Annotated in this window: 11 protein-coding genes; 8 read left to right on the forward strand and 3 right to left on the reverse strand. The window is 65.9% G+C overall.

The annotated features are described in order from the left end of the window. The first annotated feature begins 41 nt into the window (after nucleotides 1-41). Nucleotides 42-767, forward strand: coding sequence for a helix-turn-helix transcriptional regulator (locus KYG_RS09265; protein WP_008904624.1), 726 nt, complete (start codon nucleotides 42-44; stop codon nucleotides 765-767). Then, nucleotides 767-1,090, forward strand: coding sequence for a YnfA family protein (locus tag KYG_RS09270; protein ID WP_008904625.1), 324 nt, complete (start codon nucleotides 767-769; stop codon nucleotides 1,088-1,090). Before KYG_RS09265 ends, KYG_RS09270 begins: the two co-directional genes overlap by 1 nt. Before the next feature lie 134 nt (nucleotides 1,091-1,224). Here KYG_RS09270 and KYG_RS09275 read toward each other — a convergent pair whose 3' ends face one another. Then, nucleotides 1,225-2,760, reverse strand: a complete 1,536-nt coding sequence (locus KYG_RS09275) for an ABC transporter substrate-binding protein (protein WP_008904626.1) — start codon at nucleotides 2,758-2,760, stop codon at nucleotides 1,225-1,227. Between the two features lie 293 nt (nucleotides 2,761-3,053). On the opposite strand from KYG_RS09275, the gene KYG_RS23265 reads away from it, so the two are divergent. Further along, nucleotides 3,054-3,557, forward strand: coding sequence for a hypothetical protein (locus KYG_RS23265; RefSeq protein WP_139019346.1), 504 nt, complete (start codon nucleotides 3,054-3,056; stop codon nucleotides 3,555-3,557). A 569-nt stretch (nucleotides 3,558-4,126) separates the two neighbouring features. On the opposite strand, the gene KYG_RS24670 is transcribed toward KYG_RS23265, so the two are convergent. Further along, nucleotides 4,127-4,327 carry a hypothetical protein gene (locus KYG_RS24670; RefSeq protein WP_008904628.1) on the reverse strand — a complete coding sequence of 67 codons (201 nt, stop codon included), beginning with the start codon at nucleotides 4,325-4,327 and terminating at the stop codon, nucleotides 4,127-4,129. A gap of 60 nt (nucleotides 4,328-4,387) precedes the next feature. Continuing rightward, nucleotides 4,388-4,909 carry a BON domain-containing protein gene (locus KYG_RS09290; protein WP_008904629.1) on the reverse strand — a complete coding sequence of 174 codons (522 nt, stop codon included), beginning with the start codon at nucleotides 4,907-4,909 and terminating at the stop codon, nucleotides 4,388-4,390. Nucleotides 4,910-5,203: 294 nt separating this feature from the next. Between KYG_RS09290 and KYG_RS09295 the strand changes: the two genes are divergently transcribed. From KYG_RS09295 to KYG_RS09315, 5 genes are all read left to right on the forward strand, one after another. Then, a complete protein-coding gene (locus KYG_RS09295) occupies nucleotides 5,204-6,277 on the forward strand; it encodes a ligase-associated DNA damage response exonuclease (RefSeq protein ID WP_034693888.1) in 1,074 nt (357 codons plus the stop codon). Beyond that, nucleotides 6,274-8,262, forward strand: a complete 1,989-nt coding sequence (locus KYG_RS25135; protein WP_008904631.1) for an ATP-dependent DNA ligase — start codon at nucleotides 6,274-6,276, stop codon at nucleotides 8,260-8,262. Before KYG_RS09295 ends, KYG_RS25135 begins: the two co-directional genes overlap by 4 nt. Continuing rightward, nucleotides 8,259-10,967 (forward strand): ligase-associated DNA damage response DEXH box helicase, encoded by a 2,709-nt coding sequence (locus KYG_RS09305; RefSeq protein ID WP_008904632.1) that lies wholly within the window; start codon nucleotides 8,259-8,261, stop codon nucleotides 10,965-10,967. Before KYG_RS25135 ends, KYG_RS09305 begins: the two co-directional genes overlap by 4 nt. A gap of 17 nt (nucleotides 10,968-10,984) precedes the next feature. Beyond that, complete coding sequence (pdeM, locus tag KYG_RS09310) at nucleotides 10,985-11,695, forward strand: ligase-associated DNA damage response endonuclease PdeM (RefSeq protein WP_008904633.1); 711 nt, start codon at nucleotides 10,985-10,987, stop codon at nucleotides 11,693-11,695. Between the two features lie 241 nt (nucleotides 11,696-11,936). Further along, on the forward strand, nucleotides 11,937-14,174 hold the full coding sequence (locus KYG_RS09315; RefSeq protein WP_008904634.1) for an NADP-dependent isocitrate dehydrogenase: 2,238 nt from the start codon (nucleotides 11,937-11,939) through the stop codon (nucleotides 14,172-14,174). The last annotated feature ends 54 nt before the right edge of the window (nucleotides 14,175-14,228 follow it).

The raw sequence follows: 14,228 nt of genomic DNA on the forward strand, positions 1-14,228 counted from the left end.
AGGCGCTTGACGCTCATCGATGGTTCGCCCAAGATCGAACCATGAAAGACGGGCCTCACATCGCGCGCATTGCCGCGCTCATTGGCGACAGCGCACGCGCCGAAGTCCTTACGGCGCTGATGGCCGACCGCGCGCTCACGGCCACCGAGCTGGCGGACATTGCAGGCGTGACCAAACAGACCATCAGCGCGCACCTTGCCAAGCTGCTGGATGCGGGCTTGATTGCTGTCGAGAGCCAGGGCCGCCATCGCTACTTCCGGCTGGCCGACCGCGATGTGGCGCACCTGCTGGAATCGTTGATGAACGTTGCCTTTCGCGCAGGTGCCGTGCGCCTGCGCGCGAGCCCGCGTGAGCCCGCGTTGCGCCGCGCGCGCATGTGCTACGACCATCTTGCTGGCGAAGTGGGTGTGCAGTTCTACGAATCACTGCTGCAGCAGGGCCTGGTGACGGCCACGCCAGCAGGGGCCGAGCTCACCCCCGCGGGCCTGCAGTGGTTTGCCCAGGTCGGGATCGATGCCTCGGCTCTTGCGCAGCAGCGGCGCATGCTGTGCCGCCCCTGCCTGGACTGGAGCGAGCGCCGCCACCACCTGGGCGGCGCGCTGGGCAGCGCGTTGCTGAAACGCCTGTTTGAGGGCGGATGGGCGCGCCGCGCACAGGGTTCGCGCGTGGTGCATTTCACGCCCAAGGGCGAACTGGCGCTGCACCAGTGGCTCTCGGCCAGGCCAGGTACGCCACCCGAAGAGGCGATGCAGGGCACCACGCCATGATGAAGACCTTTTTGCTCTTCATTGCCACGGCCCTCGCCGAAATAGTGGGCTGCTATCTGCCCTGGCTCTGGCTCAAGCACGGCAAGCCAGCGTGGCTGCTGCTGCCGGCGGCGCTGAGCCTCGCGCTGTTCGCGTGGCTGCTCTCGCTGCACGACACCGCAGGCGCCGGCCGCGTCTACGCGGCCTATGGCGGGGTCTATATCGGTGTGGCGCTGGCGTGGCTGTGGGTGGTGGATGGGATCCGGCCTACGGCATGGGACGTGGCAGGGGTGCTGGTGGCGCTGGCGGGCATGGCCATCATCATGCTGCAGCCTGCGCGCTGAGCACAAAAAAGCCGCTGCACACTGCGCAACCGGTGCGACCCTGTTCCGTGCCCCAGTACAGCGGACGTGAGGCCGCTGAAATGGCCACACATATTCACGGGCACTGGGAAAGAAGTCTGCGCAGGGGTGCCGGCTCAGTTGAGTTTTATCAAGCGCCAATCGATCCGGTTGTCCGGCCGCTGCACCAGCTCCACGTTTTTCTTCATGGCCCATGCCAGCATCTGGTTGTGCAGGGGGATGTGTGCCACGGTGTCGTTCTGTAGCTGCAGGCCTTCGGTGAGCAGACGGTTGCGTACGGGCAGGTCGGTTTCGGTCTTCACACGGTCCACGATGTAGTCCATGCGTTCATTGGTGTAGCGGCCCAGGTTGTAGTTGCCGTCGCCGCCCGTGGTCTTGGTGCGGACGAGTGATTGCAGGGTGTACAGCGCATCGAACGTGGGCACACCCCAGCTCAGCAGCGCAATGCTGGCCTCGTGCCGCTGTGCCATGGGGTAGTAGGTGACAGCGGGCAGCGTGCGCAGCCGGGCCTTCACACCAACGCGCGACCACATGGAAGTGATGGCCTGGCACAGCTCTTCGTCCTGCACGATGGCGTTGTTGCTGCAGGCAAAGTCCACCTCGAAGCCGTCCTTGTAGCCCGCCTCGGCCAGCAATGCCCTCGCGGCGTTAGCGTCGTACGGCAGGCGCTGGTCCACGGCTTCCGTCCATCCGTTCACCAGCGGCGACACCATGGCGCCCGTGGGCTTGGACATGCCGCGCATGGTCACGCGCTGCAGCGTGGCGCTGTCGATGGCCTGGTAGAGCGCCTTGCGCACGCGCAGGTCCTTGAGCGGGTTCTTGCCTTTGATGTTGCCGCCGGGCAGCTCGTCGCGGAACTGGTCCATGGCCAGGTACACCGTACGGTTCTCCACCATCTCCATGACCTTGAGCTGGGGGTTGGCCTTGATGCGGGCCAAATCCTGGATGCTGGTGTCGCGCACCATGTCCACCTCGCCCGACAGCAGCGCTGCGATGCGTGTGGCTTCGGACTTGATGGGGGTGTAGGTGATCTCGGTCACGTTGCCTTCGGCCTTGCCCGCGTTCCACCAATGGGGGTTGGCGGTGAATACGATCTTCTGGTCGGGCACCCATTCCTTGAGCACAAACGGCCCGGTGCCCATGGCATTGCGGTGCGAATAGGTTTCGTCCTTGGCCTTGATGTCCTTGGGCTCCACCGAATTGTTCTTCTCGGCCCAGGCCTTGCTCATCACGCGCAGCTCGGTCAACTGATTCAGCAACACGGGGTTGGGGTTCTTCAGGAAAATGTCGATGGTCTCGCCATCCACCTTGGCGATGCGGTCCATGCCCTGGGTGTAGATGGAATACGTGGAGGTCTTGCTCATAGCGCGCTGCAGCGAATAGACCACGTCGTCGGCCGTCATGGTCGAGCCATCACTGAACTTCACCGCCTGGCGAAGTTTGAAGCGCATTTGTGTGGGCGTGACCTGCTGCCAGGATGTGGCCAAGAGCGGCTCGACCTTGAGCGTGCGGCTGTTGAACATCACCAGCGACTCGTACACCGCCGCGTGGATGCCGTTGCCCAGGGCGCTGTTTTGCGAGTGGATGTCCATGGTCTGGATGTCGCTGGAGCCTGCCCACTTGAAAGGCTTGGCCGAAGTCATGGTGGGCATCGTGCATGTCAAAACAGCCGCCAAGGCGGGGGCGGATAACTGCGAGAAACGATCAAAACGTAATGGCATACAAACCTCTAAGTTGTTGGTAGCACGCAATGTGCAATACCTCCCCTCTTCTGCGGATATGGAAATCCCTTGGATGGTGTTCCAACGGCACGAGGAGAGGGCAAACAATGCACATGGCATGCCAACCAACCGAGGAGGAAAACGGTCCATTACATCTCTTACATCGCCACTTTGGAATGCACGGCCAGAATCACTGGCCCCCTCTGCACAACTCCAATCCCACAATGCCAGAGCCAACCCTCCGCGCTGTCTTTCGACTGGCCGCCGTTGTCGCTGCTGCACTTCTCCTAGCTGCGTTGACCACGCTGGGATATTTCTTTTCCGTAGAGGACTACGTGACGCGGCCCGGCTCCCCCGTGTACTACCTGGGCATCTCATCGCTGGTCCGCGATATCCAGGTGCCGGACGGCGCACAGGGCCGCGAATACTTCGGCTCGGTCGGTGATGGGAACAAGCCGTCCCAATCGCAATTGAGCTTCAAGGTGCCGCCTGACACCGCCGATGCGGTGTGGGACGAAATGACCCGGCAAATGCAAAACTTGGCCCTGCACTCCGTCAGCACCGGCGGCAATGACCCGACGGTGGTCAGCAACAAGAACACCGTCTCTCCGGGAATCAGGGAGGCGCAATACACCTCCGACAAGCACGACTTGGTCCTGTTGACTACCTACCAGGACAGTGATGCGGGCGCCCCGTCGATCCGCTTTGAAATCACTCACTTTGATTGATTCGTCCCAAGACACAGCCCTCCCACAAGGGGCGGCCTTCTTCTTCACCACTTCCTCGTTGAACATCCATGTCATCTCGCTCTGACATTCCCAATCGCCTCATCTACACGTGCAATTGCGGCTGGATCGATATAGGTCACCTTGTGTCGGTCGAGTAACCGGCAAACCGCCATGCGAGCGCCGCCTATCTATGGAAGGACGTGTCGCTGGAGCGTGGCTTGCAGGTCACCGGGCGTCCGGACCACCATGTGGTGATGTACCGGCAGGGAATGCGCAAATTCGGCCTCTCGCGCGATTTCGCGAAGTTCTATTTCATCCGCAAGGGGCTGCCGCTGGCCACCCAGCGATCTGTGGCGCTGGCCATCTTCAAAGAAGTATCGATGGGATTTGAGGATGTCCAGGCCTCGCTCTCCGCCTTCACAAACAGCGGCTTCAGCGAAGAAGATCTCGTGTCAAACCTTCTCGGCTTCTACGTGGCAGTTCTGGGCAATGTCGATTGGCGCGGCCACTGCAAACCGGTGTCAGCCGAAGCTTCACGCGTCGTGTGGGACACCCTGGGCCCAGTGGGTTCACGCAAGAACCACCAATTTGTTCCCAAGCTGCATGCCTGCGAAGAATGCAAGGCGAAGCACCACATCACCCGGCCGCATTTTCCACCCATCTTTTCGTCCATCCGTCCCGCCCAGCAAGGCGCGGACTTCTTCGAGGCGACGGATGCCACGCCCGGCCTGCCTGCCTGTGCCGATGCACATGTTGTCCACCTTGTTCATCTGAAGCGCCCGCGCGTCTATAGGCGTTTTCGCCCGCTTTCGCGGCAGGATCGCTTCCCTTCACCGCTTCGAGGTCGGGTAGCGCACACCGCCCCGCTCGGTCCCCACCTGCAACAGGTTGATCACCCCCATCACGTCGTCCACCAGCCACACGGCCTTCTCCAGCGCTTCGGCCTGTTCCTGCGAGCGCACGCAGCCCATCAGCGTCACCAGCCGCCGCTCTCCCAGCACCCACACGCTGGTGTCGTCAAAGCGCCCGTCCTGCTGGATGTAGCGCTGCACGCGCGGGATGATCTCGGCGTCGTACAGGTAGGAGTTGGGCAGACGGCAGCGCCCCACGCGGTGGCAGCTGCCGCCGTGCTGTGAGCGCACATGGGCCAGTTCGCGCACCTCAGCCTCGGTGTACAGCGGGCCCTCCGGCACGGGGCATTGCGGCAGGGCGCGGGTGACCTGCACGAACGGGTCGTTGAAGGCGTTGGTGCGCGGGGGCGGGCTGCCTGCAGCCTGGGCCCAGGTCAGCAGTGGCCAAAGGACAACGGATGTCCACAGCATGAAACGCAGAAACCTGCCCACATCGCGCATGGTGTGCTCCCTGAGGTGCCCGGCCGGTGACGTTGCACGGCCACGATCTGGTACCGCAAGACAAAGCGGTTTTGGCCTGCAGACAGCGGGGCTGTGCGCAGGATGATGAGCATAGCAACGCGTAATCGGCAGTAAAGGTGATCGCCGTTTGTTGCTCCGTTATTGATAGCTGTTAGCGCAATATGGGTATGCGCTGGAGGCTGTTTTTATTCATATTCTCGACACAAATGCCCGCGCCGCAAACCCCGGACCCCACCCCGGCTTTTGCGTGCCGCCTACGATGCTTCCTTGCCCATGCCCAGCAGCGACCTGATCGTCCACCGCCCCGAAGGCCTGTACTGCCCGCCCGGGGACTTCTACATTGACCCGTGGCGGCCCGTCAGCCGGGCGGTGATCACGCATGCGCACTCGGACCACGCACGCATGGGCTCGGCCCATTACCTGGCGCATACCGACAGCGCGGGCACGCTGCGCAACCGGCTGGGGGCGGACATCGCGCTGCAGACGCTGGCCTATGCCGAGGTCATCGACCACCACGGCGTGCGGGTGTCGCTGCACCCCGCAGGCCATGTGCTGGGGTCGGCACAGGTGCGCATCGAGCACGCTGGCCAGGTGTGGGTGGCCTCGGGCGACTACAAGCTCGAAGACGACGGCACCTGCCCGCCCTTTGAGCCCGTGCGCTGCCACACCTTCATCACCGAATCGACTTTTGGACTGCCCATCTACCGCTGGCCATCGCAACCCGCGCTGTTTGCCGACATCAATGCCTGGTGGGCAGCCAACGCAGCGGCGGGCAAGGCCAGCGTGCTCTATGCCTACGCATTTGGCAAGGCGCAGCGGCTGCTGCATGGGGTGGACGCCAGCATCGGACCCATCGTGGTGCACGGCGCGGTGGAGCCGCTCAACGCCGTGTACCGCGCGGCCGGTGTGGCGCTGCCGCCCACGCTGCGCGTGACGGACCCGGGCCTGACCAAAGCCGACCTGAAACGCGCGCTCGTGCTGGCACCGCCCTCGGCAGCGGGCACACCGTGGCTCAAGCGGTTTGGCGAACACTCCGACGCGTTTGCCAGCGGCTGGATGCTGGTGCGCGGCGCGCGCCGCCGCCGGGGCGTGGACCGGGGCTTTGTGATGAGCGACCACGCCGACTGGCCCAGCCTGCAAAAGGCCATCGGCGCCACCGGGGCCGAGCGCGTCATCGTCACTCACGGCAGCACCGAGGTGATGGTGCGCTGGCTGTGCGAACAGGGTCTGAACGCGCAAGTGTTCAAGACTGAATACGGCGCCGACGACAACGAGGACGACGCCAACACAGTGGTCCCTTCGGCCCCTGCTGAGGAGCCGGGCACGCAACCCGAGGCCGCGCCATGAGGGCCTTTGCCCAGCTGTTCCAGGCGCTCGACGCCACCACCGCGCAGTCGGCCAAACTCGCGGCGCTGGTGGCTTACCTGCGCGTGGCACCGCCCGCCGATGCAGCCTGGGCCACGTACTTTCTGGCAGGCGGCAAGCCGCGCCAGATGGTGCCCACCAAGCGCCTGAAAGCGCTGGCGCAAGAGGCTGCGGGCCTGCCCGAGTGGCTGTTTGAAGAAAGCTACCAGGCCGTCGGCGACCTGGCCGAAACCTTGGCCTTGCTGCTGCCCCCGCCCGCCCAGCCCACCGAACTGACACTGGCGGAATGGATGGCCCAGCTGCTGCCCCTGCGCACCCTGCCGCAGGGTGACGCCGATACCCGGCTGCGCACGCAATGGGACATGCTGGCGCCCGAGCAGCGCTTTGTGTACTTCAAGCTCATCACCGGCAACTTCCGCGTGGGGGTGTCGCGCCTGCAGGTGACGCAGGCGCTGGCCACGGTGAGCGCGCTGGACCCCAAGCGCATCGCCCACCGGCTGATGGGCTACACGCAGATCGGCCGGCAGCCGCAGGCCAGCGACTACCAGGCGCTGATCGCGCCGGTGGACGACGAGGCAAGCGCGCAGGATGCTGCCGATGCAGGCCAGCCCTACCCGTTCTTTTTGGCCCACCCGTTCAACCAGCCCGTGGCCGAGATGCCCGCACTGCTGGGCACGCCAGGTGACTGGCTGGTGGAATGGAAGTGGGACGGCATCCGCGCGCAGATCGTGCGCCGGGACGGTGCGGTGTGGATCTGGTCCCGCGGCGAAGAGCTGGTGACCGACCGCTTCCCCGAACTGGCCGAGGCCGCGATGGAGCAGCTCCCTGACGGCACAGTGGTTGATGGCGAGATTCTGGTGTGGCTGCCTGATGAGCCCCAGCCGCGCCCCTTTGCCGACCTGCAAAAGCGTTTAGGCCGCAAGACCCTGGGCGCCAAGCTGCTTCGCGAGCTGCCCGTGGTGCTGGTGACCTACGACCTGCTCGAACACGCGGGGCAGGACCTGCGCCAGCAGCCGCAGCAGGCGCGCCGCGCGCTGCTGGAGGCGGTGCTGCAGCCCTACTCGTCCACTGCGACTGCAGGAAAGCCACCACCCACCGAACCGTTCACGCTGAGCCCGTCGAAGCGCAGCGCAGGACTTCGACAAGCTCAGTCTGACCGGGTGGTGGAGCCCGAAGCGGGCCAGGCAATGGTCAACGCATCCTCCGACACTGCGGAAACCTCGCCAACCACCGAACCGCTCACGCCGAGCGCCGAACCGTCCACGCTGAGCCCGTCGAAGCGCAGTGCAGAACTTCGACAGGCTCAGTCCGAACGGGTTGAGGAGTTCGCGCTGGAACCTACACCCGCAATCACACCCGCTCTTGCCGCCGTCGCGGCGCTCCCCGCGCTTCGCCTGAGCGCACTGCTGCATGGCGCCGACTGGCAAGACCTGGCACGCCAGCGCGAGGCCGCGCGCAGCATGGGCACCGAGGGCTTCATGCTCAAGCACCGCAGCGCCCACTATGGCGTGGGCCGCACCAAGGATGTGGGCGTGTGGTGGAAGTGGAAGATCGACCCCATGAGCGTGGACGCCGTGCTCATCTACGCCCAGCGCGGCCACGGCCGCCGCGCGAGCCTCTACACCGACTACACCTTTGCGGTGTGGACCGGCCCGCAGGATGATCCCGAGCGCCAGCTGGTGCCATTTGCCAAGGCGTACTCTGGCCTGACGGACGCGGAGATCGCGCAGGTGGATGCCATCGTGCGCAAGACCACGCGCGAGAGTTTCGGGCCCGTGCGCAGCGTGGAGGCCACCATGGTGTTTGAGCTGGGCTTTGAAGGCATCGCGAAGAGCCCGCGCCACAAGAGCGGCATTGCGGTGCGCTTCCCGCGCATGCTGCGCTGGCGCCAGGACAAGACCGTCGCCGAGGCCGACACCTTGCAGACGCTGGCAGCATTGCTTCCGGGGCAGGACACTGGTACATGAGCACGGCCCGCCGTCCGCGCAAGCCGCTGCCCAGCGTCGCCGCAAGCGCTGCAACAGGCTGGATGGGCGCGCGCGGCTGGCAACCCTTTGGCTTTCAGCAGGAAGTGTGGCGCGCCATGGGCGAAGGCCGTTCAGGCCTGCTGCACGCCACCACGGGCGCCGGCAAGACCTATGCGGTGTGGCTGGGCGCACTGCAGCACCTGGCGCTGGCGGGCGCGCCCGTTGCGTCCACGGAAGAAGCGAGTGCCCGCACGGCCCTGCGCACCCGCCGCGCTGCGGCACCACCCCTCACCGTGCTGTGGATCACGCCCATGCGCGCATTGGCTGCTGATTCGCTGCGCGCCCTGCAGGCACCGCTGCCCGACCTCGCGCCCGACTGGACCAGCGGCCTGCGCACGGGCGACACGGCCAGCGGCGAGCGCGCCGCGCAAGACCGCCGCCTGCCCACGCTGCTGGTGACCACGCCCGAGAGCGTCTCGCTGCTGCTGGCCCGCGCCGATGCGCGTGAGCGCCTGGGCAGCGTGCGCCTGGTGGTGGTGGACGAGTGGCACGAGCTGGTGGGCAACAAGCGAGGTGTGCAGGTGCAACTGGCGCTGGCGCGCCTGTCGGGCTGGAGCCCGGCGCTGCAGGTGTGGGGCATGTCGGCCACGCTGGGCAACCTGGAGGAGGCGCTGCACACCTTGCTGCCTGCATCTGTGCCCGGCGTACCGCATCCACCGCCAGCCGTGCTGGTGCAGGGCCGCATCGACAAGCGGCTGGAGGTGCAGGTGATGCTGCCCGCGCGTGCCGACCGCTTTGCGTGGGCGGGCCACATGGGGCTGAGCCTGCTGCCGCAGGTGGTGCAGTCGATCGAAGTGGCAGCGTCCACCTTGGTGTTCACCAACACCCGGTCGCAAGCCGAGCGCTGGTACCAGGCGCTACTGGAGGCGCGCCCCGACTGGGCCGGCACCATTGCGCTGCATCATGGGTCGCTCGGGCATGAGGTGCGCGACTGGGTGGAGCAAGGCCTCAAAGCCGGGCAGCTCAAGGCTGTGGTCTGCACATCGAGCCTGGACCTGGGCGTGGACTTTTTGCCCGTGGAGCAGGTGCTGCAGATCGGCTCGGCCAAGGGCGTGGCGCGGCTGGTGCAACGCGCGGGCCGCTCGGGCCATGCGCCGGGGCGCAGCTCCAGCATCACCCTGGTGCCTACGCACAGCCTGGAGCTGGTGGAAGCCGCCGCCGCACGCCACGCGCTGGCGCAGGGCCGCATTGAAGACCGGCACACACCGCGTGCGCCGCTCGACGTGCTGGTGCAGCACCTGGTCACCATCGGGCTGGGCGGCGGCTTTGTGCCCGATGCATTGCTGGCCGAGGTGCGCCGCGCACCAGCCTACGCTGCCTTGGCTGACAACGACTGGCAGTGGGCGCTGCAGTTCGTGCGCCAGGGCGGCGCATCGCTGGCCACCTACCCGGACTTTCACCGCGTGGTGCCCGACGACGAAGGTATCTGGCGCGTGCCCGATGCGCGCCTGGCGCGCCGCCACCGCAGCAACATCGGCACCATCGTGAGCGATGCCAGCATGCAGGTGCAGTTTGTGAGCGGCGGGCGCCTGGGGTCGGTGGAAGAGAGCTTCATTGCCCGGCTGCGCAAGGGTGATGTGTTCATGTTTGCAGGCCGGCTGCTGGAGCTGGTGCGCACCCAGCAGATGACGGCCTATGTGCGCATCGCCCCCAAGGGCAGCGCTGCGCTGCCGCGCTGGAGCGGAGGACGCATGCCGCTGTCGAACACGCTGGCCGATGCGATGCTGGAACAGCTGGCGCAGGCCGAGCGCGGCGAGTTCACCACGCCCGAGATGTGCTGCGCCCAGCCACTGCTGGAGCTGCAGCAGGCCTGGTCGGCGCTGCCCACACCCAGCCGCCTGGTAGCCGAGACCCTGCACACGCGCGAGGGCTGGCACCTGTACCTGTACCCGCTGGCAGGCCGCCTGGTGCACCTGGGCCTGGCCGGGCTGCTGGGCTGGCGCGCGTCGCAGCAGGTGCCCAACACCTTCTCCATCGCGGTCAACGACTATGGGCTGGAGCTGCTGTCGGCCAAGCCGGTGGACTGGCCCACGCTGCTGCCGCGCCTGATTGGCGAGGGCACGCACACGACCATTGGCAGCGGGCTCGAAGATGAAGTGCTGGCCAGCCTGAACGCCACCGAAATGGCGCGCAGGCGCTTTCGCGAGATCGCGCGCATTGCGGGCCTGATCTTCCAGAGCCACCCCGGCGAGCAGCGCAGCAGCCGCCAGCTGCAGGCCTCGTCGTCGCTCTATTACGACGTGTTTGCCCAGTACGACCCCGACAACCTGCTGCTGGCCCAGGCCCGTGCCGAGCTGCTAGCGAACGAGCTGGACATGGAGCGACTGGCCCGCACGCTGCGCGGCATGCAGGCGCAGACCCTGTCCATCCACGCGCTTGAGCGCCCCACCCCGTTTGCCCTGCCGCTGATGGTGGAGCGCTTTCGCGAGCGCCTGAGCACCGAGACCCTGGCCGACCGGCTGGCGCGCATAGTGCAGGCGCTGGAGCAGGCGGCCGACGCGACCACGGGCACCCACCTTGCGCAGCGCGCAGTGCCATCTGCGGACATGGTGTGGGACCTGCCTGAAGGCTCATCGACCACAACCCCGCGCCGCGCGCGTCGTGGCAGTGCCGAGGGTCGCCCACGACGGCGCCATGGGTTCTGAGCACCGACTTCCTGAACGTGATCACCCCGACACTGCCCCCCTCGCCGCCAGCTGGCGCGCATGCCATCACCCTGCCCTGTGCCACCGCCCTGTGGCTGCTGCCCCAGCGCGCCGTGTGGTGGCCTGCTGCGCGCATGGTGCTGGTGGCCGATGTGCATTTCGGCAAGGCCGCCACCTTTCGCCGTGCAGGCTTGCCCGTGCCGCACGGAACCACGGGCGACAACCTGGCGCGGCTGGATGCGGTGCTGACGGCCACCGGGGCGGATCACCTGGTGTTTCTGGGCGACTTCCTGCATGCGCGCGGCGGGGCGGCCGATGCGCTGTGGCAGCAACTCCTGCCCTGGCGTCAGCGCCATGCCCGCGTGGCGATGACCCTGGTGCGCGGCAACCATGACCTGCACGCGGGCGATCCGCCCCCCATGCTGGCGATAGCGCTGGTCAACGAGCCCTGGCAGCCTTGTGCTGGTGTGCCGGTGCTGGCCTGCCACCACCCGAAGGCGGTTGCGGGCCACACCGTGCTTGCCGGGCACCTGCACCCCACGCTGCGGTTGCGCGGCGCGGCGCGGGATGCGCTGCGGGCGCCCTGTTTTGGCTGGGGCGAAGGGCAAGTGATCCTGCCAGCCTTCGGCGCGTTCACGGGCACGTCGCCCACCGCCTTGCCGCGCAGCTGGGCCCGCTTTGCGGTCACGCCGGGCCGCGTGGTGGCGATTTCAGCCGGCGCTTGCTGAAAACCCGCGGGCGACGCCCGGCAACGGCACAGGCGCCAAACCGTCCGGTGCAGTGCGGGAATTCGCACCGTTTGGGTCAAAAAAAGTGCACTGGGCTTATGATAATTTTGTATTGTGAGATTCGATTGCAAAAACAGCGGGCGCAGACAGCCCCGAGCAAGGACAATCTGCGAGCATCCGCGTTGGGCCTCGCTGCGACGCAGCCGGGCACCTCTAACTACCCTGTTTCGTGAGACAAGCCATGACGACCCAGCAACCTTCCATCATCTACACCCTGACCGACGAGGCACCCCGTCTGGCCACGGCTTCCTTCCTGCCCATTGTTCGCACCTTTGCGGCGCCGGCAGGCATCAACGTGCTGGAGAGCGACATCTCGGTGGCGGCACGCATCCTGGGTGAGTTCCCTGACTACCTGACCGAAGAACAGCGCGTGCCCAACAACCTGGCCGAGCTGGGCAAGAAGACGCTGCAGCCCGATGCCAACATCATCAAGCTGCCCAACATCTCCGCGTCCGTCGCGCAGCTCAAGGCGGCCATTGCCGAGCTGCAGGCCAAGGGCTATGCCCTGCCCGACTACCCCGACCAGCCCAAGGACGACAAGGAAAAGGAACTCAAGGCCCGCTACAGCAAGTGCACCGGCTCGGCCGTGAACCCCGTGCTGCGCGAAGGCAACTCCGACCGCCGCGCGCCCAAGGCCGTGAAGGAATACGCGCGCAAGAACCCGCACAGCATGGCCGAGTGGAGCCAGGCCTCGCGTTCGCACGTCTCGCACATGCACGCTGGCGACTTCTACCATGGCGAAAAGTCCATGACGCTGGACCGCGCCCGCGACGTGAAGATGGAGCTGCTGACCAAGAGCGGCAAGACCATCATCCTCAAGCCCAAGGTCAGCCTGCTCGACCGCGAAGTGATCGACAGCATGTTCATGAGCAAGAAGGCGCTGCTGGCCTTCTACGAGAAAGAGATTGAAGACGCGCGCAAGACCGGCGTGATGTTCTCGCTGCACGTGAAGGCCACGATGATGAAGGTCTCGCACCCCATCGTGTTCGGCCACTGCGTGAAGATCTTCTACAAGGACGCTTTCGAGAAGCACGCCAAGACCTTTGAGGAACTGGGCGTGAACGTGAACAACGGCATGGTCGATCTGTATAGCAAGATCGAAACCCTGCCGCAAAGCCAGCGCGATGAGATCAAGCGCGATCTGCACGCCTGCCACGAAGGCCGCCCCGAGCTGGCCATGGTCGATTCCGCCAAGGGCATCACCAACTTCCACTCGCCCAACGACATCATCGTGGACGCCTCCATGCCCGCCATGATCAGGAACGGCGGCAAGATGTGGGACGCCAACGGCCGCCTGAAGGACGTGAAGGCCGTGATGCCCGAATCGACCTTCGCCCGCATCTACCAGGAGATCATCAACTTCTGCAAGTGGCACGGCGCGTTCGACCCCAAGACCATGGGCACGGTGCCCAACGTGGGCCTGATGGCGCAGCAGGCCGAGGAATACGGCAGCCACGACAAGACGTTCGAGATCGCCGAAGACGGCGTGGCCAACATCACCGATCTGGCCACGGGCGAAGTGCTGCTGAGCCAGAACGTGGAAGCCGGCGACATCTGGCGCATGTGCCAGGTCAAGGACGCCGCGATCCGCGACTGGGTGAAGCTGGCCGTGAACCGCGCCCGCAACTCCGGCATGCCCGTGGTGTTCTGGCTCGACTCGTACCGCCCGCACGAAGCGCAGCTGATCACCAAGGTCAAGATGTACCTGCACGAGCACAACACCACCGGCCTCGATATCCAGATCATGAGCCAGGTACGTGCGATGCGCTACACGCTGGAACGCGTGATCCGTGGCCTCGATACCATCAGCGCCACCGGCAACATCCTGCGCGACTACCTGACCGACCTGTTCCCCATCATGGAGCTGGGCACCTCGGCCAAGATGCTGTCCATCGTGCCGCTGATGGCCGGTGGCGGCATGTACGAAACCGGTGCCGGCGGCTCTGCGCCCAAGCACGTGCAGCAGCTGGTGGAAGAAAACCACCTGCGCTGGGATTCGCTGGGCGAGTTCCTCGCGCTGGCCGTGTCGCTGGAAGACCTGGGCCTGAAAACCGGCAACGGCAAGGCCAAGATCCTGGCCCAGACGCTGGACGCCGCCACGGGCAAGCTGCTGGACAACAACAAGAACCCCTCGCCCAAGACCGGTCAGCTCGACAACCGTGGCAGCCAGTTCTACCTGGCCCTGTACTGGGCGCAAGAGCTGGCCGCACAAACGGCCGACGCCGAACTGGCCAAGCTGTTCGCCCCGCTGGCCAAGCAGCTGGCCGACAACGAGCAGACCATCGTGGCTGAACTGGCGGCCGTGCAGGGCCAGCCCGCCGATATCGGCGGCTACTACCTGCCCGATGTGGCCAAGCTGGACGCCGTGATGCGCCCCAGCAAGACGCTGAACCAGGCGCTCAAGGCCATCGCGGCTTAAGCGCCCGTCACTGCGCCCACACAAAGGCCCCGCCTGGCGGGGCCTTTTTTCATG

It is taken from the genome of Acidovorax sp. NO-1, from assembly GCF_000238595.1.
Classification (GTDB): Bacteria; Pseudomonadota; Gammaproteobacteria; order Burkholderiales; family Burkholderiaceae_C; genus Acidovorax.

Excerpts from the sequence above, each read along its gene's own strand:
- KYG_RS09295 (WP_034693888.1), top strand. The coding sequence starts at position 5,204 with ATGCCCAGCAGCGACCTGATCGTCCACCGCCCCGAAGGCCTGTACTGC.
- KYG_RS09290 (WP_008904629.1), bottom strand. The coding sequence starts at position 4,909 with ATGCGCGATGTGGGCAGGTTTCTGCGTTTCATGCTGTGGACATCCGTT.
- KYG_RS23265 (WP_139019346.1), top strand. The coding sequence starts at position 3,054 with ATGCCAGAGCCAACCCTCCGCGCTGTCTTTCGACTGGCCGCCGTTGTC.
- KYG_RS09305 (WP_008904632.1), top strand. The coding sequence starts at position 8,259 with ATGAGCACGGCCCGCCGTCCGCGCAAGCCGCTGCCCAGCGTCGCCGCA.
- KYG_RS25135 (WP_008904631.1), top strand. The coding sequence starts at position 6,274 with ATGAGGGCCTTTGCCCAGCTGTTCCAGGCGCTCGACGCCACCACCGCG.
- KYG_RS09270 (WP_008904625.1), top strand. The coding sequence starts at position 767 with ATGAAGACCTTTTTGCTCTTCATTGCCACGGCCCTCGCCGAAATAGTG.
- KYG_RS24670 (WP_008904628.1), bottom strand. The coding sequence starts at position 4,327 with ATGAACAAGGTGGACAACATGTGCATCGGCACAGGCAGGCAGGCCGGG.
- KYG_RS09265 (WP_008904624.1), top strand. The coding sequence starts at position 42 with ATGAAAGACGGGCCTCACATCGCGCGCATTGCCGCGCTCATTGGCGAC.
- KYG_RS09275 (WP_008904626.1), bottom strand. The coding sequence starts at position 2,760 with ATGCCCACCATGACTTCGGCCAAGCCTTTCAAGTGGGCAGGCTCCAGC.
- KYG_RS09315 (WP_008904634.1), top strand. The coding sequence starts at position 11,937 with ATGACGACCCAGCAACCTTCCATCATCTACACCCTGACCGACGAGGCA.